This is a genomic window from Ruegeria sp. AA6, from assembly GCF_056542865.1.
The window spans coordinates 211,230-229,815 of sequence record NZ_JBQGAN010000003.1 but is presented as its reverse complement, the minus strand read 5'-3'; the positions used below and the strand labels follow the sequence as shown (position 1 = coordinate 229,815).

Below are 18,586 nucleotides of genomic sequence, written 5' to 3'. Positions count from 1 at the left end.
GCGTCGTTGTTACGCCACGACAGGGCGAGATCGCAAAAACATGACGAACCCGACCAGCATCAAAACCAGGGCCAGCAGGAACGGAGCGCCGGGCAAGTAGAAAGCTGTGTCGGGCTTGATGAATTGCGCGAACACGCAGGTCATCACCAGCGGTGAGATCACCATCGACAAGGCATGCAGCGAGGTAAGCACACCCTGCAACTCTCCTTGCTGCGAATCCGGGGTGGCGCGCGAGGTCAGGGCCTGCAGTGCAGGCGTTACAACAGCCCCAAGTGCAGTGATCGGGATCAGCATCAGCGCGATGAACCCATTGGTCAAAAAGGCCAACAGCAGAAAGCTGACAACCTCGAACCCCATGCCGTAGATGATTGTGACCCTTTCACCCAGATAGTGGGTTGCCGGGCGGATCAACCCGCCTTGCACGGCCGCCATGCCGATGCCGTAGACACCCAGTGACAGGCCGATCATCTGTGGTGACCAGCCGAACCGCTCGGTCGTGAAATAGGCCCAGATCGCGGGGTAGACGTAGATTGACACGGAATAGAGGAAATAGACCCAAAGCATCGGGCGGATGCCGGGCAGCGCAGCGATTGCGCGCAGTGAGTTCACCGGATTTGCCCGGCGCAAGCTGAACGGGCGGCGCGTGTCCTCGGTTACGGTTTCTGGCATCACCAACACACCCGCCAGAAAGGTCAGCGCCGAAAGAGCCGCGGCCGCCCAAAACGGAGCGCGGGTGCCGTATTCGCTCAGCAGTCCTCCGATCACGGGGCCGAGCACAAATCCGACTCCGAATGCAGCGCCCAACAGGCCAAAATTCGCAGCCTTTTCATGCGGTTTGGATACATCCGCCATGAATGCCGCAGCCGTGGCATGAGTCGCGGCGGTTATGCCGCCAACAATACGCCCCGCAAGCAGCAGCCAGATGCTGCCCGCGACTGCCATCACCACATAGTCCAGCGACATGACAAACAGCGACACCAACAAAACCACGCGCCGCCCGTAAGCATCGGATAGATTGCCCAGTATCGGTCCAAATACGAACTGCATCGCGGCAAAGGCGGTGCTCAGCACGCCGCCCCAGATTGCGGCGTCAGCCAGCGAACCGCCCTGAACTTCGACGATCAGATCGGGCATGATCGGCAGCACCAGACCGATGCCCATGGCGTCGATCATGACCGTGCCGAGAACGAAGAGAAAAGGCAGACGCATGGCAACCGTTCGTGAGTTTCCCACGGACCCTATCACGCTTGGCTCACGTGTGAAGCGCCTGTTACGTTGGGTTATGCCGCTGGTAGCTTTTGCTCCAGATCGTCAAGGATTTCGGCCAAGTGACGCGGATGCGAGAAGAACGGCGAATGAGAGCTGTTGATGGTCGCCCGTAATCCCTCGGGCGCGATATGGCTCATCTGCTCTTCGTATTCGGGCGGGATCGTATGATCATCGGTGGCGCGGATATAGGCCTTTGCCACCCGCGCGAAATTTTCGGATAGGCGCAGCGGAGTTTCCTGCGGTTTGATGGCCTGTCGGCACAGGCGCGCAAAGGCGTAAGGCAGGATTTCGGCCGCGCAATCATGGTAAAACAGGTCTTGCACCATGCTGGGCTTGACTGCGTATGACAGGCCATCCGCCGATTTTTCAACGGCATCAACAATGAGCTGACGGGGCGCGCGCCTGCGCATTTCAACCAAAGACAGCCCATCCTGCGGAACGTAGGCGCATAAATAAATTATCGCGCGCATGGCTTTCGGGTCCTTTTCCGCCGCCGCACTTGCCGGATAACCGCCCCAGGAATGCCCAACGACGATAGTTTCCGATGTCGAGGCTGATAAAACCGCATCCCGGCAGCTGTCCAGCGTGACTTCGGCAATCGGAGTTGGGTCAGAGCCGTGGCTGGGCATGTCAATTGCGCGGGCGGTATGGCCCAGTGCTTCAAGGGCAGGGATGAGATCGCGCCAACACCAGGCGCCGTGACAGGACCCGTGGACCAACAGAAAATCTGCCAAAGCCGTGCTCCTTTAAATATGCCCGATATCGGACAGGAAACCGCGCAACAGGGCTGCGTATTCCGCCGGTTGTTCAACGCAGGGCAGGTGACCGGCCCGGCGCATCAGTTCAAATTTCGAACCGGGGATGAGTTCAATTGTTTCACGCACCAGATCGGGCGGGGTCGAGCCGTCCTCGCTGCCTGCAATACCCAGCGTTGGAAGACGTAGGCCGCTGGTAGGCGTGTAGAAATCCGTGCCGGAAATCGCCGCACAGCAGCCCAGATAACCATCGACCGGTTGCCGCACCATCATGTTGCGCCAAAGAAGATGATCTGGTGAGGCGCGGAAGGTTTTGGAGAACCACCGGTCCATTGTCGCATCGGCCAACGCTTCGATGCCGCCCTGACGCACCGCATCCATTCTTTCTTGCCAGATTGACGGGATGCCGATCTTGGCGGCGGTGTTTGACAGCACCAATGCCCGAACCTGATCCATGCGCTTTACGGCCAGACCCTGTGCAATCAACCCGCCGATGGACAGGCCGACAAAAACGCAATCGCGGACTTCCAAATGATCCAGCAAAGCCTCGGCATCTCGAACCAGCGCACCCATAGAGTATGGGGAAGGCGGTTGCGATGACAGGCCGTGCCCGCGCTTGTCATAGCGGATGATCCGAAGACCTGCGGGCAAGTGGGGCAGCATCGCATCCCATAGACGCAAATCAGTGCCAAGCGAGTTGGCAAAAACAATGGGCGCGCCGTTTGGGTCACCATCAATACGATAGTGTAGCTGCACCTCTCCAAAATCTGCAATTTGCATGACTCAATCCCCTGCGGTCATACGTTAAAGTATCAGAGTGACCTAACTCTTGATCCGTGTCAGGTCAGGAATTCCAGCGCTTTTCCAAACACTTCGGGGTCCGTATTGCCGCCAGATGCCACAACAATCACCGCGTCGCCTTCGATTTCCTCTTTCCGAAACAAAGCGGAAGCCAATGACACTGCTCCGCCCGGTTCCAGCACAATTTTCAGCCTTAAAAATGCCTGCGCCATGGCACGCATCGCTTCTTGTTCGGTGACCGACAGGCCGGGGCCGCACAGGCGTTTCAAGATCGGGAAAGTAATGTCTCCGGGCTGAGGCGTCAGGATTGCGTCACAGATGTTGCCTGCAGTGGCGTTGTTGTTCTGAATTTGCCCCGTGGCGAGTGATCGTTTGACGTCATCAAAACCTTCTGGTTCGCATGGACGCGCCCGAAGGCCGGGCGCGTGTGCTTCCAGCGCCAGCGCAATTCCCGAGGTCAGCCCGCCGCCGCCGCAGCAGACCAGAACATCGGCTTTGTCGATACCCATCGCGGTTGCCTGCCGGGCAATCTCCAACCCGGTTGTCCCCTGACCGGCAATCACCTGCGGCTCATCATAGGGGCGGATCAAGGTCAGGCCACGCTCTGCGGCCAGAGCCTGACCGATTTCTTCGCGGCTTTCGTTGGCGCGGTCGTACAAGACCACCTCAGCGCCCAGCGCGCGGGTGTTGTTGATCTTCAGTTGCGGCGCGTCCGATGGCATGACGATCACGGAAGAAATTCCGTGTTGGGCAGCGGCAAATGCCACGCCCTGTGCATGGTTTCCCGAGGAATAGGCGATTACACCACGCTGGCGGTCTGCTTCGCCAAGCGCTGAAATCGCAGACCACGCACCGCGAAACTTGAAGCTGCCGGTATGTTGCAGGCATTCAGGTTTCACCAGAACACGCCGCCCAGCCAGTTCATCCAGAAACGGAGAAGTCAGCAGCGGCGTTTCCCGCACGTGGCCCTTGAGCCGTTCGGCGGCGGCTTCGATCATTTCCGGTGTGCTCATTATATGTCCAATACCTTGCGGATCAGATCCAAAGACTGCGGTTCGTCCAGAAATGGCACGTGGCCGCGATCCGGCACTTCGACAGATATAAGGCGGGGGTGGCGATCGTGCATTTCGATCAGCGTGTCTTTGCCGAGCACGTCCGAATTTTCGCCACGAATTACACCGGTGGGGATGCCACGCAGAGCTTCGAAAAACATCCAAAGGTCCGGGGTGGCTCCGGCTGCTGCCTGATCCAGCAGCGCTGTTCGCAATGCCGGATCATAGCGCAGGGAAAGTCCGTGTTTGCTCAGTTCGAACTGGATTTCTGCCTGCTGTCGCCACCGCTCCAGCGATACGCCGGGGAAATGCTGGCTCATCATGTGCTGCAGGGCTTTTGCAGCCTCGTCATAGGTTTTCGAGACCGGCTGCTTGCCCACATATTCCATGATCTTGGCGATGCCCGAAGGCTCGATCACCGGACCCACGTCATTCAGTATCACGCCCGACAGTCGCTCGGGGTGGCTGGCGGCCAGGGCCATTGCGATCAGCCCACCGCGAGAAGTTCCAAGGATGGCAACGCGGTCCAGGCCCAAGTGATCCAACAACTCAACCGCGTCATGGGCCTCGCCGAAAATGTTGTAGTTCATGAAGTCCGGGTCATACTCTGATTCTCCTCGCCCCCGGTAATCCATCGTGATCAAACGCAAATCGGTGACATGCGGTGCCAGGAACGAAAAATCCCGGCTACATCTGGTTAGCCCAGCAAGGCACAGCAGGGGCGTCCCAGTACCGGTGTCGGTATAAAAAAGGCGCCTCTCATCAGAGGTAGTGAAAAAAGCCATTACAGTCCAGCCAGTTGAGGGATCGTGGTCAGGTCGGACAGTACATGCGCTGGTGTCCAAGGCAAGCGGTCCATTGGTTCATTTGCTCGATTAACCCATGCCGTCACGAAACCATAGCCGCTGGCACCGGCAGCATCCCAACCGTTCGAGCTGACAAACAGCACCTCATCCCGTTCGCCACCGAACCGTTGTTGCACCAGATCGTAGACCGCGGCGTGAGGTTTGAAGACACCGACGCTTTCGACCGACAACACATCGTCCAGCACATCGACAATGCCTGCCGATTGCACAGCGCCATTCAGCATTGGCAGCGATCCGTTGGAAAGAATCGCGGTTTGAAGCCCGCCGGCCTTTAAATCGGCCAGCATCTGGCGCACTTCGGGGTAGGCTTGCAATTCCCAATACAGGTCCAGCAGGCGCTGACGCATGGTCGGGTCGCCGTCCAGCCCGGTGGCCTCTAGCGCCCAGTCCAGCCCGTCTTGGGTGACGTCCCAGAAATCGGCATGGGCGTTGGTGATTGCGCGCAGCCAGGTGTATTGCAGCTGCTTCAGCCGCCAATGGTTGGCCAGCTCCGGCCATTTCTGCTGCAAGTTTTCAAAACCGGGCTCAGCCGCCACCTGTCTTGCGGCGGCGGCAACGTCGAACAATGTGCCGTAGGCATCGAATACGCATGTGGTGATCGGCATCAGGTCCCCTCCCTTGATCGAGCGCAGGGTGGCACAACGGCGGAAAGTGCAAAAGAGGGGAAGGGTTTACAATACCGTGTTACCCCCTAGGGTTGGCCGCTCATTTTCCTAACGGCCGGAGGCCACCCATGACCGAGATCAAGCAAGGCGACACGGTTCGCATCCATTACACGGGAACGCTGCTGGACGGCAACGTCTTTGACAGTTCCGACGGGCGCGATCCGCTGGAATTCGTGGTCGGGTCCGGTCAGATTATTCCGGGGCTGGATACCGCCATGCCCGGCCTGAGCGTGGGTGAGAAAAAGCGGGTCGAGATTGCGTGCGTGGATGCCTATGGGCCAATCAACCCCGCGATGCGACAGCAGATTCCGCGTGAAGGTATCCCGGATGACGTGCCGCTGGATCCGGGAACGCAGTTGCAGATGCAAACGCCTGACGGGCAGGCTCTGCCAGTGACAGTCGTGGACGCGGATGAGGCAACTGTCACATTGGATGCAAACCACCCCTTGGCCGGTCAGGATTTGATATTTGATATTGAGGTCGTCTCGATCAATTGACCGTTTTGGTCAGAACGCCGGATCAGCCTGAAATCAGGCTGGTCCAATTGACGAAAGTTGCCCGCACGTCTGATTGCGTGAAAAACACAAACAGCATCAGTAACGTGGTCAGTGCCAGCAGCGCGATCCGGCCGCGTTGACCCAAAAAGCCTTGTTTGCGCCGGGAAACCCGCGAGTTGTTCGCAACGATATGTTCTGCTTTGCTCATGCGGCTATCCATGCCCGCGAAAGATGGTTAAATCTTGGCGCGGACAGGGAAAGATCAGGTCACATGTGATCGGGTTGCGGCATACCCAGTACGTGGAACCCGCCATCGACACGAATGATCTCGCCCGAGGTGCAGGCCCCGGCGTCAGAAGTCAGATAAACAGCTGTTCCGCCGACCGCCTCGAGCGTTGCATTCGAGCGCATCGGCGCGTTCTGATCGCAGAACTTATAGGTCTTGCGTGCGCCGCCGATCGCCGCGCCTGCCAGCGTTTTCATCGGGCCGGGCGAGATGGCGTTCACGCGGATACCTTCAGGGCCCAGATCGTTGGCCAGATAGCGCGTCGCCGATTCCAACGCGGCCTTGGCAACACCCATCACGTTGTAGTTCGGCACCACGCGGTTCGAACCCTGATATGTCAGAGTGATCAGCGAGCCGCCATTGTCCTTCATCAGAGGATAGGCGCGGCGCGCAACCTCGATAAAAGAATAGGCCGAGACATCCATCGAGTGTTTGAAGTTTGCACGCGTGGTGTTCAGGAACCGGCCCGTCAGTTCGGACTTGTCCGAATAGGCGATAGCGTGAACGACAAAGTCAATTGTTGGCCAACGTTCGCCCAATTCACCGAACGCGCGGTCCAGCGATTCGTCGTCGGTGACATCTGCATCGACCATGAAATCGCTACCCAGACTTTGTGCCAGCGGCTCAAGCCGTTTGCCGAATGCCTCACCCTGATAGGTAAAGGCCAGTTCCGCGCCTGCCTCATGCATGGCCTTGGCAATGCCCCACGCAATCGACCTGTCATTTGCCACGCCCATGATCAGGCCGCGCTTGCCCTTGAGAAGTTCCGACATCGTATTCACCCGTTATACTTGGACAGAACCATGGAGCCGTTTGTGCCACCAAAGCCGAAGCTGTTGGTCATCACGCTGTCCAAGCCTGCGTTTTCAACTACTTGAGTAGCAATTTCACCGGGCAGGATGCCTTCGGCTAGTGTGTCGACGTTGATCGACGGAGTAATAAAGTCATTGTCCAGCATCAGCAGGCAGAAGATCGCTTCGAGCGCGCCAGCCGCGCCCTGCGCATGGCCTGTCATCGACTTGGTCGATGAGATCGGAGGAACGCTGCCTTCGCCGAAGATGCGGCGCACAGCCTCGACCTCACCCACATCACCGACCGGGGTCGAGGTGCCGTGGGCGTTGATATAGCCGACCTTGCGGCCTTCTGGCACGGTCGACAGCGCAAGACGCATGGCGCGCTCACCGCCTTCGCCCGAGGGGGCCACCATGTCATGACCGTCCGAGGTGGCGGCATATCCGGTGACCTCAGCGTAAATCTTGGCGCCGCGCGCTAGCGCGTGATCCAGATCCTCCAGTACGACGATACCGCCACCGCCCGAGATCACGAACCCGTCGCGATCCTGATCAAACGCGCGAGAGGCTTTCTCGGGCGTGTCGTTATATTTCGACGACATCGCGCCCATCGCGTCGAACAGGCAGGACAGGGTCCAGTCCAGTTCCTCGCCACCGCCAGCGAACATCACGTCCTGTTTGCCCAGCATGATCTGTTCCGCCGCGTTGCCGATGCAATGCAGCGAGGTCGAACAGGCCGAGGTGATCGAGTAGTTGATGCCCTTGATCTTGAATGCAGTCGCAAGGTTCGCGGAAATCGTCGAGCACATGCATTTTGGAACCGCAAACGGGCCAATCCGCTTGGTCGCGCCGGTTTTTAGTACGGTCTGATGCGCTGTCAGCATTGCGCTGGTCGACGGGCCACCTGACCCGGCAACCAGACCGGTGCGCGGGTTCTGAACCTGATCCTCGGTCAGGCCGGAATCAGCAATGGCCTGGTTCATGGCGATATGGGCATAGGCTGCGCCGGGCCCCATGAAACGCAGGGTGCGCTTGTCCACATGCTCGGCCACGTCAATTTTCAGCGATCCGGCGATCTGGCTGCGAAAGCCATGCTCGACCATCTGCTCATTGGCCTCGATGCCGGATTTGCCTGCTTTGAGCGAGGCGAGAACCTCTTCGGCATTGTTCCCGATTGAGGAAACAATCCCCAGACCGGTGACGACGACGCGACGCATATGCGTACTCCTGTGTTCCGTTCCCTATTGCATGTCGTCAGCTAGGATCAGCTTTCCGACAATGCAACCTTCATATCCTTGACCTGATAGATCACTTCGCCATCCGCTTCGACACGGCCATCGGCCACGCCCATTGTCAGACGGCGGGTCTGAACAGCCTTGGTAAAATTGACATAATATTTCAGCATCTTGCGGTCGGGGCGGACCATGCCGGTCAGTTTGACTTCACCGACTCCCAACGCATAGCCCCGTCCTTGCCAGCCGCGCCAACCCAGGTTGAAACCGGTCAGCTGCCACAGACCATCCAGACCCAGACATCCGGGCATAATCGGGTTGCCGGGGAAATGGCAGTCAAAGAACCACAGGTCCGGGGTGATGTCGAATTCGGCAATCACATGACCCTTGCCATGTTCACCGCCATCGCCGGAAATCTCGGTTATGCGGTCCATCATCAGCATCGGCGGAGCAGGCAGCTGCGCGTTGCCGGGGCCAAATAATTCGCCACGGGCGCATTTCAGCAGATCGTCTTTGTCAAAGCTGCTCGGGAATTGGGCCATTCTGCCGCCTCTCCTGCCAGGGGTCCGTTTATCTAATCTGGCCTCACCTAGCACCCGTATGCAAGGTCCTGCAAGAGCGGTCGCCCACATCATGTTGTGTTCAGTGCATTCTTTGCGAATGAATTTCATTTGAAATTACCCGGGCAAGGCACTTATATATAGGTCAGCAAACCACAGGTATCGGATTCATGACGCCTCAGAGCCAGAACATCGCCACAAATTGGTTGGTTGACGCAGGACTGCGTCCGACGCGTCAGCGCGTGGCGTTGGCCGAACTGCTGGTGGGCGATGGGCGTCATCGGCATGTGACCGCAGAAAGCCTGTTTGAATCGGCCAAAGAAAACGGCGATGCCGTGTCTCTGGCCACTGTCTACAACACTCTGCGTGCCTTCTGCGAAGCAGGTGTGCTGCAGGAAATTACCGTGGACGGGTCGAAAAGCTATTTTGACACCAACACTCACGATCACCCCCATTTCTTTTGGGAGGATGAAGGCCGCCTGAGCGATGCGCCTTCGGACCAACTGGTGATTCAACGCCTGCCAGATGCACCCGACGGGGTTGAGATCGCGTCTGTAGACGTCGTCATCCGCCTTCGAAAAAAGTAATCCTATTTCGTTAGTTGGGTCAAAGCGCGCTCTGCGGTTGCAGTTTGGGCATCCGTAGGGCCCGAGCCATGCCGGGCAAGCACGACAGGTTCAGCCGCGAACGTGTCCGAAACGGGTATGCTCCGCAACTGCATACTGTCATAGCTGATATCGCTCGGGGGATTGGCATAGCTGATCGCAACGCCTTCACCATGCGCAGCAAGGCTACGCTGAATTTCCAGCGAAGCCGCCCGGTGCGCGACTTTCGGGCTTTTCCCTATCTGGCGGAACAGGCCCAATACGTGCTGTGCGGATAGACCTTCTTCGGACAAGATCAGTGGATGGTCAGCCAAATCTGTCAGCGACACGTCGCGCTGCGCGGCCAGGGAATGATCCGGAGACAGCAGGGCATGCGGCGTGCTTTCGAATAGGGTTTGTCGGCTAAAGCTGGCATCCATGCTAAGCCCATAGGTCACCGCCAGATCAATCCTGCCGTCGATCAGGCCAGCGATAAGCCCTTCGAAATTGTCTACCCTGTACGACAGTGACACGTCCGGCATCTCAGCGCGCAGCAGGCGCAGAGCGCGGGCCAATAGAAACGGCGCCAGATCGACAAAGCACCCCAACCGCAGCCGCGCCTTTCCCGCGCCGGCCTCGGTTGTGTTCTCCAGCCTCGCCGCACTGGCCAACAGCGCTTCGGCCTCTTCAATAAAACTGCGCCCTTGCGGTGTCAGTGCCATCGCCGCTCCGCGCCTGCGGGCGAACAGGGGATGGCCCAATTGCTCCTCAACCCGTGTTAGCGCATTGGACAAGGCGGGTTGCGAGACGTTCAGGTGCTGTGCGGCGGCGGACAGGCTGCCATGCCGCCCTATGGCGCAGACGTATTCGTATTGGCGCAGGGAAATATATAACATGAAGTTAAGTGTACCTTTGAAAGATATGACTTGAACAGGGGGCTTTCCCATGTGCAGATCACTCAACCCCATGGCACGGAGACGAACATGACGCACCCTCTGGTCACGCAAGAGATGATCGACACCTATCAGCAGGACGGCGTTGTCCTGATTAAGGGTCTGTTTGCCGATCACGTTGAAACCCTGCGCGAAGGCGTCGCTGCGAATATGGCCGAGCCCGGTCCGTACGCGTCTGAAAACAAAAAAGAAGGCCAGACTGGTTTGTTCTTTGACGACTACTGCAACTGGACTCGCATCCCGCAGTTCCGGGACGTTATCGAAAACTCTCCGGCGGCGGGGGTTGCTGCAGATCTGATGCAGTCGCAGAGCGTGCAGATGTTCCACGACCATGTTCTGGTCAAAGAGCCGGGCACCTCGATGGCAACCCCGTGGCATCAGGACGGGCCATATTACTTTGTCGAAGGCCAGCAGACCATTAGCTTCTGGTCACCGCTGGACCCGGTGAAACAGGCGACGCTACGTTGCGTGGCCGGATCGCATCGTTGGGAGAAAGAGGTTCTGCCGACCCGCTGGGTCAGCGAAGAAGGGTTCTTCCCGGATGAAGGCCAGTACATCCCGGTCCCCGACCCGGATGCCGAAGGCATGAAGGTCGTGGAATTCGAGATGGAGCCGGGCGACGCAGTAGCGTTCAATTATCGCACGCTGCATGGCGCAAGGGGCAACCACTCTGACAGCCGGCGCCGGGCGTTTTCGCTGCGTCTGGTAGGGGATGATGCGCGCTACGTCGAACGTCCGGGCCGGACCTCACCGCCGTTTCCCGGTCATGAAATGACCCCCGGTCAGCGCCTACGTGAGGATTGGTTCCCGGTTCTGTTACGACGCTAGGGTCAGAACCATTGGCCCGGTTCGATCAGGCCAAGGTCTAGCAATTGCCCGGACGCCCACTGGAACGGCACCGAATTGCTCCAGCAGAATGTCGGGATATCAAACGTGGACCCGGCGTTGCTTTTTAACGCCTTGGCCGCGCGGAACGAGCATATGGCGGCCGTCATATTGTGATGCCAAGGGCAAGAGTAGGTGTTGTATTCCGGTTCGTTAAACGTGTGATCAGGGCGCAATTCCAAACCCTTGCGGGATTTGAATATCGCAATCCGGTCAATACGGCGTCGTTCAAAAGGAATGTGGTTCTCGAACCGCCAGCGCAGGCCGCCAGACATGTCCAGCTGCCGCTCTACCGGTTGGCCCTCGGCGTCGTGTCTGGCGTGGGCGTAGTAACCGGTGCTGTCTAGCATGGCGCGATCCGGCGCAACTCCGTTCGGGAATGCATTCAGGTCGTCCGCATACAGGTCGACAACGTGGTTTAGCATCGCGTCACGCCGTTCCTCGGCATGGAAGGCCAGCAACTCGGCAACCGTGCGGGTCTCGCAAAACGGAAAGAACAGGTATTCCGCGTTGTAGCAATAATACATCCAAATACCGGGAGCGGTCTGGACGACCCTGTTAATGGTGTCGAACACAGCTGCGCCAGGAACGCAGGTCAGCGCGACACGATGGATGCGATCTGACAACTCGGGGTCCAGCACAAAGCCCTGCGGCATGAAGACGATCACGGATTTAAAGCCGAGATGCAGGTGATGCCGGATGGTGCTGTCGACCTCGACCGTGTCTTCAGCAAAGATCAACGCGACCGGGCCTTTGGCCAGCGCGGATTTGCCTGAACTCAGGAAAACGTCGAGAGAGTCGTATTGCATGGCCTGTCGGGTTCCACTTGGCTGGAATCTGCGATCAAAATCGGGTATCCGCCTCGGCATTGCAAGCGGCGTTCGTAGGGTATAGACGACGCCGATCCCGCGAACGCAAAGGCCATACCCATGTCAGAACCCAAAAAGCTGTACATCAAAACCTATGGTTGCCAGATGAACGTCTATGACAGCGAACGCATGTCCGAGACGCTGGGCGGGCAGGGCTATGTTGAAACGCAAAGCCCAGATGACGCGGATATGATTTTGCTGAACACCTGTCATATTCGCGAAAAGGCGGCGGAAAAGGTCTATTCCGAGCTTGGCCGCTTCAAAGGTTTGAAAGCGGAAAAGCCAGACCTGAAGATTGGCGTCGCAGGGTGTGTTGCGCAGGCCGAGGGCGAAGAGATCATGCGTCGGCAACCCCTGGTCGATCTGGTTGTTGGCCCCCAGAGTTATCACCGCCTGCCCGAGATGGAGGCGAAGACCCGCACGGGCGCCAAGGCGCTGGACACGGATTTTCCCGAAGAAGACAAATTCGAGAAGTTGAAAAACCGCCCTAAGGCCAAACGTGGTCCGACGGCGTTTCTGACCGTTCAGGAAGGCTGCGATAAGTTCTGCGCCTTTTGCGTAGTGCCCTATACCCGTGGTGCCGAGGTCAGCCGCCCTGCCGATCGCATCATTCGTGAGGCTCAGGATCTGGTCGAACGCGGCGTGCGCGAGATCACTCTGCTGGGTCAGAACGTGAACGCTTATCACGGTGCGGGTCCCAACGGCGATATGACTTTGGCCGGTTTGATCTGGGAGTTGAACAAGGTCGATGGGCTGGAGCGTATCAGGTTTACGACCTCACACCCCAACGATATGGCGGACGATCTGATTGAGGCGCATGGCACCTGCGATAAACTGATGCCATATCTGCATCTGCCGGTGCAGTCGGGATCAGACCGAATCCTCAAGCGCATGAACCGCAGTCACACGGCAGAAAGCTATCTGCGCTTGATCGAGCGTATTCGCGCGGCGCGACCCGACATCGTGATGTCCGGTGACTTTATCGTCGGGTTTCCTGAAGAAACCGAAGAGGATTTCCAGGCCACGTTGGATTTGGTCGAGCAGGTCAAATACGGCTATGCCTATTCCTTTAAATATTCGACGCGCCCCGGCACTCCGGCGGCCGAGCGGCCCCAAGTTGACCCGCAAGCGGCGGATGACCGCCTACAGCGGTTGCAGGCCCTGATCACGCAGCATCAGCGGGAAATTCAGGATGCAATGGTTGGACGTAAGGTTCGCGTGCTGTTTGAAAAAACTGGCCGCTTGCCGGGGCAAATGGTCGGAAAATCCGAGTATTTGCATTCGGTTCACGTGTCCGACGCGGATGTCGCGGTTGGCGATTTGCGAGAGGTGTTGATCACCGATTCAGGGACAAATTCTCTGGCGGGCGCGTTGGTTTGATCTTCCGGGCACGTGCTGTCTGAATGCCATAGTGGGTATTAGCTTCCAAATTTAACCCTTGATTTATCCCTCAGAACTATGGTCCGAGAAAGGCTAGTTTTTTGGGGCGCTTGGATTGTGCGTCCAGATTATTCCAGATGTGTGCTGAACCGATTGCTGCGGGCTGGCACGATGGAGGGTGCGAGTGAAATTCCTAACGCAATACTTTGGATCGAATGGCCGATTTATCCTTTTGGCAGTTCTGGCCTGTTCACTTTTTTCCAGCGCAACGGTCGCAGGTAACCTCGAACAGGGCGTGACGGATCCTCCGGTCGTCAGTCCAAAACGTTTTGGCAACGACGTAAGTGCTTTCTATTTGGGCCTCAGTGGCGGCAACGCTTCGAATGGGTCGGACCGCTACGGGCTGCGTACACCGGCGGATGTGTTCGAAATCGGTGATCTGGACCTGAGCGGTGGCTATGTTGGAATTCGAGGCGGTTGGCGCGGTGTTCTTCCCGCCATTGGCGGGCGCGACTACGTGTATGGGGTCGAGTTGGGCTATGATACGGGGACGATTGATGATCGTGTCTCGACCGAGATCGGCAGTGTCACAGTCTCTGGAAGTTCCAAGGTCTCGGATATTCTCTCGATCCGGTTGCGCAATGGCCTGACCAACAAAAGCGGTTCTTTGTTGTATTTTGTTTCAGTTGGCTACGTTCAAGCTGACGTTGAAACGACCAGCGGGCTGGCCTTCGGTTCAACCTCACAACTCTTTGAAGAAAGTGACACGCGCGGCGGGTTTTCGGCCAGCATTGGTGCGGAACACAAGCTGAATGAGAATTGGTCGATTACAGGTGAATACGAATACGTGCAGTTCGATTCGCGTACCGTTGAATTTGACAACGGGTTCTCGACCAAATCCACACCTCGTTACCGGGGCCTGAGGTTCGGATTGAACTACACGTTTTGACGGCGAACCTTTCGGCAGAACGTGTCGCGCGTCGGCGGTTTTACCATCCATTGATGAATTTTTGAATCTGTGGCTTGCGCCCACCAAGAAATGTTGTCTACGCTCAGGGTGAAACGCCAAGACAGGAGAACGGATTGGCCATCGGTGCCCTTACCCCACCGCAAGATGACATGCCCCAACGTGAGGCGTTTGTTGAATTCCCTGACAACCGGTTGTTGATAGATTTGTGCGGCGAGTATGACCGCAATCTGACCGATATCGAGCAGAAGCTATCTGTCCAGATCGTGCGCCGCGGCAACCAGTTGGTTGTCATGGGTGACGAGGACGCCCAGAAACAGGCGATTGAGGTGTTACAAGCCCTTTACACTCGTCTGGAAGGCGGACGTGACGTAGAAGCCGCCGATGTCGACCGCGAACTGCGCATGGGCGGTTCGGAAACAGGAACCGGCAGCCGCGATGGCGACCAGCTTGAGATGTTCAAGGGCGGCACGGTCGAGATCAAAACACGCAAAAAGCTGGTCGAACCGCGCACCGATGCGCAGAAGGCCTATGTCCAGTCGCTGTTCAACAATGAACTGGCCTTTGGGATCGGTCCAGCGGGTACCGGTAAGACCTATCTGGCCGTGGCCGTGGGTGTGTCGATGTTTATCGGTGGGCATGTGGACCGGATCATCCTCAGCCGCCCGGCGGTCGAAGCCGGGGAAAAGCTGGGATATCTGCCCGGTGACATGAAGGACAAAGTCGACCCCTATATGCAGCCGCTTTATGACGCGCTGAACGATTTCTTGCCCGGTAAGCAGCTCGCTAAGCTGATCGAAGAAAAACGAATCGAAATCGCGCCGTTGGCCTTCATGCGCGGGCGGACGCTGGCCAATGCGTTTGTCGTGCTGGATGAGGCGCAGAACGCCACAACCATGCAGATGAAGATGTTCCTGACTCGTTTGGGTGAGGGCAGCCGCATGGTGATCACCGGCGACCGGTCTCAGGTAGATCTACCGCGCGGGGTGCAGTCTGGGTTGGCTGATGCCGAGCGTCTTTTGAAGACGATCCCGAATATCAGCTTCAATTACTTCACGTCGAAGGACGTGGTGCGTCACCCGCTTGTCGCCGCAATCATCGAAGCGTATGAGGCCGACTCAGGCCGCGAGACGGGGTGATCGTCCGGCGCTGAGGGCTTTGGGCGTGGCGAAATGAACCTTGAACTGACAATTGAAGATGCGCGCTGGCAGGGGCTGGAACCCTTGGCGATGCGCGCCGTTAAGGCGGTGTTGGATCATTGCAAGCTCGACGCAGATTTGTGCGAAATCAGTCTGTTGGCTTGCAATGACGCACGGATCGCCGAGTTGAACGCCGAATTCCGTGAAAAGCCTGCGCCTACCAACGTGCTCAGCTGGCCGGCCGAGGATTTGGCGGTCGAGCAGCCCGGCGCAATCCCGGTGTCGCCCGAGCCTGACTTTACCGGTGAAATCGCGCTGGGTGATATCGCGATTGCATACGAGACTTGTGCGCGCGAAGCGAAAGAGGCTGGAAAAAATATGGATGACCACGTCACGCATTTGATCGTTCACGGAACGTTACATTTGCTGGGATACGATCACATTCGTGACCCCGACGCCACTTTGATGGAAGGGGTTGAGGTCGCTATACTTGGCAAAATGGGTATTGATGACCCATATAACATGTAGTGAGGGCCATTTCGGCCGATAAATTGGAACAGGACAATGGGCGATACAGACGGCAGTTCTAGGGCGGCGCAGAGCGCGCAACCAGAGAACAGCGGTGAAAAAGAGAAAGCCGGATTTTTTTCTCGAATAGTGGACGCGTTCTCGCCGCAGGGCGAGGACGAGAGCCACGAGGCCAATGGGCACGAGGTCGACAAGGTGCAGCCGCGAGGCATGATCAATCTGCGGCGGATGCGCGTTGAAGACGTTGCCATTCCTACCGCCGAGATCATTTCTGTCCCTACGACCATCACAAAGGACGAATTGGCGCAGGTATTCCGCGACAGCGGTTTATCTCGAATTCCGGTGTATGAGGGCACGCTTGATACGCCTTTGGGGTTTGTTCACCTCAAGGATTTCGCGCTGACCCACGGGTTCAACGGCACGTCGTCCGAGTTTGATCTGGCCTCGATGCTGCGGACGTTGTTGTTCGTGCCGCCCTCGATGCCGATTGGTGTTCTGATGACCAAGATGCAGACCGAACGCCGTCATATGGCGCTGGTGATTGACGAATACGGCGGCGTTGACGGACTGGTTACCATCGAGGACCTGATTGAGCAGGTCGTTGGTGAAATTGCGGATGAACACGACGCGGACGAAGACCAGTTGTGGGTGCAGGACAAACCCGGCTGCTATACCGTTCAGGCCCGTGTCCCGCTGGAAGAGTTCGAGGCTGAGATAGGCCGCTCGCTGACCAGTCACGAAGACGTGGACGAGGAAGAGATCGACACGCTGGGCGGTCTGGTCTTCATGTTGTCCGGCCGGGTGCCCGCGCGGGGTGAGGTTGTCCTGCATCCCGAAGGCCCTGAGTTCGAGGTGATCGACGCAGATCCGCGGCGTATCAAACGTTTGCGTGTTATGCTCCCGGATCTCGTTGGATGAATCTTGCCCAGGGCTGGCCGTTTTGGCTGAGGTTCCTGTCGGCGGCCCTGTTGGGTGCGCTTGCGGCCTTTGGGCTGGCACCGTTTGGTGTCTGGGGCGCGGCTCTGATCGCGCTGGTGTTGCTCGCCCCGCTATTTCTGTCGGCTGAAACACGGGGCCGAGCGGCATGGATTGGTTGGGCTTTTGCCACCGGGTATTTCGCACATGGCCTCAGTTGGATCATTGAGCCGTTCTTTGTCGATGCCGAACGGCACGCCTGGATGGCCCCGTTCGCGCTGGTGTTTATGGCGGGCGGGTTGGCATTGTTCTGGGCGTTGGCGTTTTGGGTGGCACGGAGGCCGGGTGGCGGTGCAGTCGCACAGGCTGTCTTTCTGGCAGTGGCCGTGTCTTTGGCGGAATTTGCCCGCGGCTATGTTCTGACAGGTTTCCCCTGGGCGGGTTTGGCGCAGATTTGGGTTGGATCTCCGGTCGCGCAGTTGTTGTCCCTGTTCGGGCCCTATGGGCTGGGTGCGGTGACTCTGTTGTCAACCTTGCCCCTGGGTGCGGCGCTGACGCATCGCGGTGGGTTTGCGCTGCCGCTTGGCCTGACAGGTGGTGCAGTTCTTCTGGCGGCAGTCTATGCCACCACGCGCCCGACAGTCACGGAAACTGACCATGTAGTTCGGCTTATCCAGCCCAATGCGCCCCAGCACCAAAAATGGGACCCGGACTATGCGCCGCTTTTCTTTGCCCGACAGATCGAATTCACCGCCGCGCAACCTCGGCCTGATCTGATTGTTTGGCCTGAAACTTCGATACCCGCATGGCTGGGTAGTGCTCAGCCCTACCTTGATGTCGTTGCTGATGCTGCTCAGGGAGTGCCGGTGTTTCTGGGAATTCAACGTGGTGACGGGCCGCGTATATACAATTCCATGATCTACCTGAATGAGGACGGTCAGCAACAAGGGCTGTATGACAAGCACCATCTTGCGCCGTTTGGCGAATATGTGCCGTTCGGGAATCTGATGGCAATGTTTGGTATTCACGGGATGGCTACTACGGCGGGCCATGGTTTCAGTGCCGGGCCAGGGGCTGCGCTGATGGATGCGGGCAGGCTGGGTAAAGCGTTGCCGCTGATCTGTTATGAGGCCGTGTTTACTCAGGATGTTCTTTCTGCACCTGGGCGCGCGGACTTTCTGCTGCAAATCACCAATGATGCTTGGTTTGGAACCCGGTCAGGCCCCTATCAGCATTTGGCACAGGCGCAGATGCGCGCGATCGAGCAAGGTCTGCCTATGATGCGCGCGGCCAATACCGGAGTGTCGGCGATGATCGACCCTCTGGGCCGTATCACCGATGCGCTGGCGTTGGGGCAGGCGGGTTATGTGGATGCAAAGCTGCCCGCACCACTGACGCCCACGATATACGCTCGCATTGGGGATTTGCCGATCTTCGCGCTGCTGTTGGCCCTGTTTGCGCTGTTTTGGCGCAACGCATGGCGGGGGCACGTTTAATTTCGGATTGACCCTATGTTTCGGTCGGCGTATCCCCTCGCATGCCCGTCACAACGGCTTCCTGGCGTGATGGGGAAATCTTAATGGAGCACTTTC

Annotated in this window: 21 protein-coding genes and 1 riboswitch; of the genes, 9 read left to right on the top strand and 12 right to left on the bottom strand. The window is 57.9% G+C overall.

The window, feature by feature from the left end; all coding sequences use genetic code 11:
* Nucleotides 1–9: 9 nt before the first annotated feature.
* From ACR0LN_RS07035 to ACR0LN_RS07010, 6 genes are all read right to left on the bottom strand, one after another.
* The gene (locus ACR0LN_RS07035) at nt 10–1,209 is read right to left on the bottom strand and encodes a TCR/Tet family MFS transporter (protein WP_480428641.1); all 1,200 of its coding nucleotides are present in this window, start codon (nt 1,207–1,209) and stop codon (nt 10–12) included.
* 71 nt (nt 1,210–1,280) lie between these two features.
* The gene (locus tag ACR0LN_RS07030) at nt 1,281–2,003 is read right to left on the bottom strand and encodes an alpha/beta fold hydrolase (RefSeq protein WP_480428640.1); all 723 of its coding nucleotides are present in this window, start codon (nt 2,001–2,003) and stop codon (nt 1,281–1,283) included.
* Nucleotides 2,004–2,015: 12 nt separating this feature from the next.
* Nucleotides 2,016–2,804: a 3-oxoadipate enol-lactonase gene (gene pcaD, locus ACR0LN_RS07025; protein WP_480428639.1), complete on the bottom strand. Its 789-nt coding sequence runs from the start codon at nt 2,802–2,804 to the stop codon at nt 2,016–2,018.
* A 59-nt stretch (nt 2,805–2,863) separates the two neighbouring features.
* On the bottom strand, nt 2,864–3,838 hold the full coding sequence (locus ACR0LN_RS07020) for a threonine ammonia-lyase (RefSeq protein WP_480428637.1): 975 nt from the start codon (nt 3,836–3,838) through the stop codon (nt 2,864–2,866).
* Nucleotides 3,838–4,662, bottom strand: a complete 825-nt coding sequence (locus ACR0LN_RS07015; protein ID WP_480428636.1) for an alpha/beta fold hydrolase — start codon at nt 4,660–4,662, stop codon at nt 3,838–3,840. Before ACR0LN_RS07015 ends, ACR0LN_RS07020 begins: the two co-directional genes overlap by 1 nt.
* Nucleotides 4,662–5,348 (bottom strand): haloacid dehalogenase type II, encoded by a 687-nt coding sequence (locus ACR0LN_RS07010; protein WP_480428634.1) that lies wholly within the window; start codon nt 5,346–5,348, stop codon nt 4,662–4,664. The genes ACR0LN_RS07015 and ACR0LN_RS07010 overlap by 1 nt, the downstream gene beginning before the upstream one ends.
* 128 nt (nt 5,349–5,476) lie before the next feature.
* Here ACR0LN_RS07010 and ACR0LN_RS07005 point away from each other — a divergent pair, with 128 nt between their 5' ends.
* Nucleotides 5,477–5,905, top strand: coding sequence for an FKBP-type peptidyl-prolyl cis-trans isomerase (locus ACR0LN_RS07005; RefSeq protein ID WP_480428633.1), 429 nt, complete (start codon nt 5,477–5,479; stop codon nt 5,903–5,905).
* A gap of 22 nt (nt 5,906–5,927) precedes the next feature.
* Here ACR0LN_RS07005 and ACR0LN_RS07000 read toward each other — a convergent pair whose 3' ends face one another.
* The 4 genes from ACR0LN_RS07000 to fabA are packed head-to-tail and all read right to left on the bottom strand — an operon-like array spanning nt 5,928 to nt 8,756.
* The gene (locus ACR0LN_RS07000) at nt 5,928–6,113 is read right to left on the bottom strand and encodes a hypothetical protein (protein ID WP_480428632.1); all 186 of its coding nucleotides are present in this window, start codon (nt 6,111–6,113) and stop codon (nt 5,928–5,930) included.
* A 59-nt stretch (nt 6,114–6,172) separates the two neighbouring features.
* Entirely contained in the window at nt 6,173–6,964 is a 792-nt protein-coding gene (locus ACR0LN_RS06995) for an enoyl-ACP reductase FabI (RefSeq protein WP_480428631.1), read from the bottom strand.
* Nucleotides 6,965–6,969: 5 nt separating this feature from the next.
* A complete protein-coding gene (fabB, locus tag ACR0LN_RS06990) occupies nt 6,970–8,199 on the bottom strand; it encodes a beta-ketoacyl-ACP synthase I (protein WP_480428629.1) in 1,230 nt (409 codons plus the stop codon).
* 47 nt (nt 8,200–8,246) lie between these two features.
* Nucleotides 8,247–8,756: a bifunctional 3-hydroxydecanoyl-ACP dehydratase/trans-2-decenoyl-ACP isomerase gene (gene fabA, locus ACR0LN_RS06985; protein ID WP_480428628.1), complete on the bottom strand. Its 510-nt coding sequence runs from the start codon at nt 8,754–8,756 to the stop codon at nt 8,247–8,249.
* A gap of 188 nt (nt 8,757–8,944) precedes the next feature.
* On the opposite strand from fabA, the gene irrA reads away from it, so the two are divergent.
* Nucleotides 8,945–9,361 carry an iron response transcriptional regulator IrrA gene (gene irrA / locus ACR0LN_RS06980; protein WP_480428627.1) on the top strand — a complete coding sequence of 139 codons (417 nt, stop codon included), beginning with the start codon at nt 8,945–8,947 and terminating at the stop codon, nt 9,359–9,361.
* Between the two features lie 2 nt (nt 9,362–9,363).
* Here the strand turns inward: irrA and ACR0LN_RS06975 are convergent, their stop codons facing one another.
* Nucleotides 9,364–10,254: a LysR family transcriptional regulator gene (locus ACR0LN_RS06975; protein WP_480428626.1), complete on the bottom strand. Its 891-nt coding sequence runs from the start codon at nt 10,252–10,254 to the stop codon at nt 9,364–9,366.
* 87 nt (nt 10,255–10,341) lie between these two features.
* On the opposite strand from ACR0LN_RS06975, the gene ACR0LN_RS06970 reads away from it, so the two are divergent.
* Nucleotides 10,342–11,139, top strand: coding sequence for a phytanoyl-CoA dioxygenase family protein (locus ACR0LN_RS06970; protein WP_480428625.1), 798 nt, complete (start codon nt 10,342–10,344; stop codon nt 11,137–11,139).
* 2 nt (nt 11,140–11,141) lie between these two features.
* Here ACR0LN_RS06970 and ACR0LN_RS06965 read toward each other — a convergent pair whose 3' ends face one another.
* A complete protein-coding gene (locus ACR0LN_RS06965; protein WP_480428624.1) occupies nt 11,142–12,005 on the bottom strand; it encodes a hypothetical protein in 864 nt (287 codons plus the stop codon).
* A 120-nt stretch (nt 12,006–12,125) separates the two neighbouring features.
* On the opposite strand from ACR0LN_RS06965, the gene miaB reads away from it, so the two are divergent.
* From miaB to lnt, 6 genes are all read left to right on the top strand, one after another.
* Nucleotides 12,126–13,445 (top strand): tRNA (N6-isopentenyl adenosine(37)-C2)-methylthiotransferase MiaB, encoded by a 1,320-nt coding sequence (gene miaB, locus ACR0LN_RS06960; RefSeq protein ID WP_480428623.1) that lies wholly within the window; start codon nt 12,126–12,128, stop codon nt 13,443–13,445.
* A 184-nt stretch (nt 13,446–13,629) separates the two neighbouring features.
* On the top strand, nt 13,630–14,394 hold the full coding sequence (locus ACR0LN_RS06955) for an outer membrane protein (protein ID WP_480428621.1): 765 nt from the start codon (nt 13,630–13,632) through the stop codon (nt 14,392–14,394).
* A 134-nt stretch (nt 14,395–14,528) separates the two neighbouring features.
* Nucleotides 14,529–15,551 carry a PhoH family protein gene (locus ACR0LN_RS06950; protein WP_480428619.1) on the top strand — a complete coding sequence of 341 codons (1,023 nt, stop codon included), beginning with the start codon at nt 14,529–14,531 and terminating at the stop codon, nt 15,549–15,551.
* A gap of 33 nt (nt 15,552–15,584) precedes the next feature.
* On the top strand, nt 15,585–16,079 hold the full coding sequence (ybeY, locus tag ACR0LN_RS06945; protein WP_480428618.1) for an rRNA maturation RNase YbeY: 495 nt from the start codon (nt 15,585–15,587) through the stop codon (nt 16,077–16,079).
* Nucleotides 16,080–16,115: 36 nt separating this feature from the next.
* Nucleotides 16,116–16,997 (top strand): hemolysin family protein, encoded by an 882-nt coding sequence (locus tag ACR0LN_RS06940; protein WP_480428617.1) that lies wholly within the window; start codon nt 16,116–16,118, stop codon nt 16,995–16,997.
* Nucleotides 16,994–18,490, top strand: a complete 1,497-nt coding sequence (gene lnt, locus ACR0LN_RS06935) for an apolipoprotein N-acyltransferase (protein ID WP_480428616.1) — start codon at nt 16,994–16,996, stop codon at nt 18,488–18,490. The genes ACR0LN_RS06940 and lnt overlap by 4 nt, the downstream gene beginning before the upstream one ends.
* Before the next feature lie 42 nt (nt 18,491–18,532).
* Nucleotides 18,533–18,581, top strand: a riboswitch (SAM-SAH riboswitch).
* Nucleotides 18,582–18,586 lie beyond the last annotated feature (5 nt).

What these genes read in the sequence shown, in the direction of transcription:
- ACR0LN_RS07035 (WP_480428641.1), bottom strand. Translation starts at nt 1,209, where the DNA reads ATGCGTCTGCCTTTTCTCTTCGTTCTCGGCACGGTCATGATCGACGCC.
- pcaD (WP_480428639.1), bottom strand. Translation starts at nt 2,804, where the DNA reads ATGCAAATTGCAGATTTTGGAGAGGTGCAGCTACACTATCGTATTGAT.
- ACR0LN_RS07020 (WP_480428637.1), bottom strand. Translation starts at nt 3,838, where the DNA reads ATGAGCACACCGGAAATGATCGAAGCCGCCGCCGAACGGCTCAAGGGC.
- ACR0LN_RS07015 (WP_480428636.1), bottom strand. Translation starts at nt 4,662, where the DNA reads ATGGCTTTTTTCACTACCTCTGATGAGAGGCGCCTTTTTTATACCGAC.
- ACR0LN_RS07010 (WP_480428634.1), bottom strand. Translation starts at nt 5,348, where the DNA reads ATGCCGATCACCACATGCGTATTCGATGCCTACGGCACATTGTTCGAC.
- ACR0LN_RS07005 (WP_480428633.1), top strand. Translation starts at nt 5,477, where the DNA reads ATGACCGAGATCAAGCAAGGCGACACGGTTCGCATCCATTACACGGGA.
- ACR0LN_RS07000 (WP_480428632.1), bottom strand. Translation starts at nt 6,113, where the DNA reads ATGAGCAAAGCAGAACATATCGTTGCGAACAACTCGCGGGTTTCCCGG.
- ACR0LN_RS06995 (WP_480428631.1), bottom strand. Translation starts at nt 6,964, where the DNA reads ATGTCGGAACTTCTCAAGGGCAAGCGCGGCCTGATCATGGGCGTGGCA.
- fabB (WP_480428629.1), bottom strand. Translation starts at nt 8,199, where the DNA reads ATGCGTCGCGTCGTCGTCACCGGTCTGGGGATTGTTTCCTCAATCGGG.
- fabA (WP_480428628.1), bottom strand. Translation starts at nt 8,756, where the DNA reads ATGGCCCAATTCCCGAGCAGCTTTGACAAAGACGATCTGCTGAAATGC.
- irrA (WP_480428627.1), top strand. Translation starts at nt 8,945, where the DNA reads ATGACGCCTCAGAGCCAGAACATCGCCACAAATTGGTTGGTTGACGCA.
- ACR0LN_RS06975 (WP_480428626.1), bottom strand. Translation starts at nt 10,254, where the DNA reads ATGTTATATATTTCCCTGCGCCAATACGAATACGTCTGCGCCATAGGG.
- ACR0LN_RS06970 (WP_480428625.1), top strand. Translation starts at nt 10,342, where the DNA reads ATGACGCACCCTCTGGTCACGCAAGAGATGATCGACACCTATCAGCAG.
- ACR0LN_RS06965 (WP_480428624.1), bottom strand. Translation starts at nt 12,005, where the DNA reads ATGCAATACGACTCTCTCGACGTTTTCCTGAGTTCAGGCAAATCCGCG.
- miaB (WP_480428623.1), top strand. Translation starts at nt 12,126, where the DNA reads ATGTCAGAACCCAAAAAGCTGTACATCAAAACCTATGGTTGCCAGATG.
- ybeY (WP_480428618.1), top strand. Translation starts at nt 15,585, where the DNA reads ATGAACCTTGAACTGACAATTGAAGATGCGCGCTGGCAGGGGCTGGAA.
- ACR0LN_RS06940 (WP_480428617.1), top strand. Translation starts at nt 16,116, where the DNA reads ATGGGCGATACAGACGGCAGTTCTAGGGCGGCGCAGAGCGCGCAACCA.
- lnt (WP_480428616.1), top strand. Translation starts at nt 16,994, where the DNA reads ATGAATCTTGCCCAGGGCTGGCCGTTTTGGCTGAGGTTCCTGTCGGCG.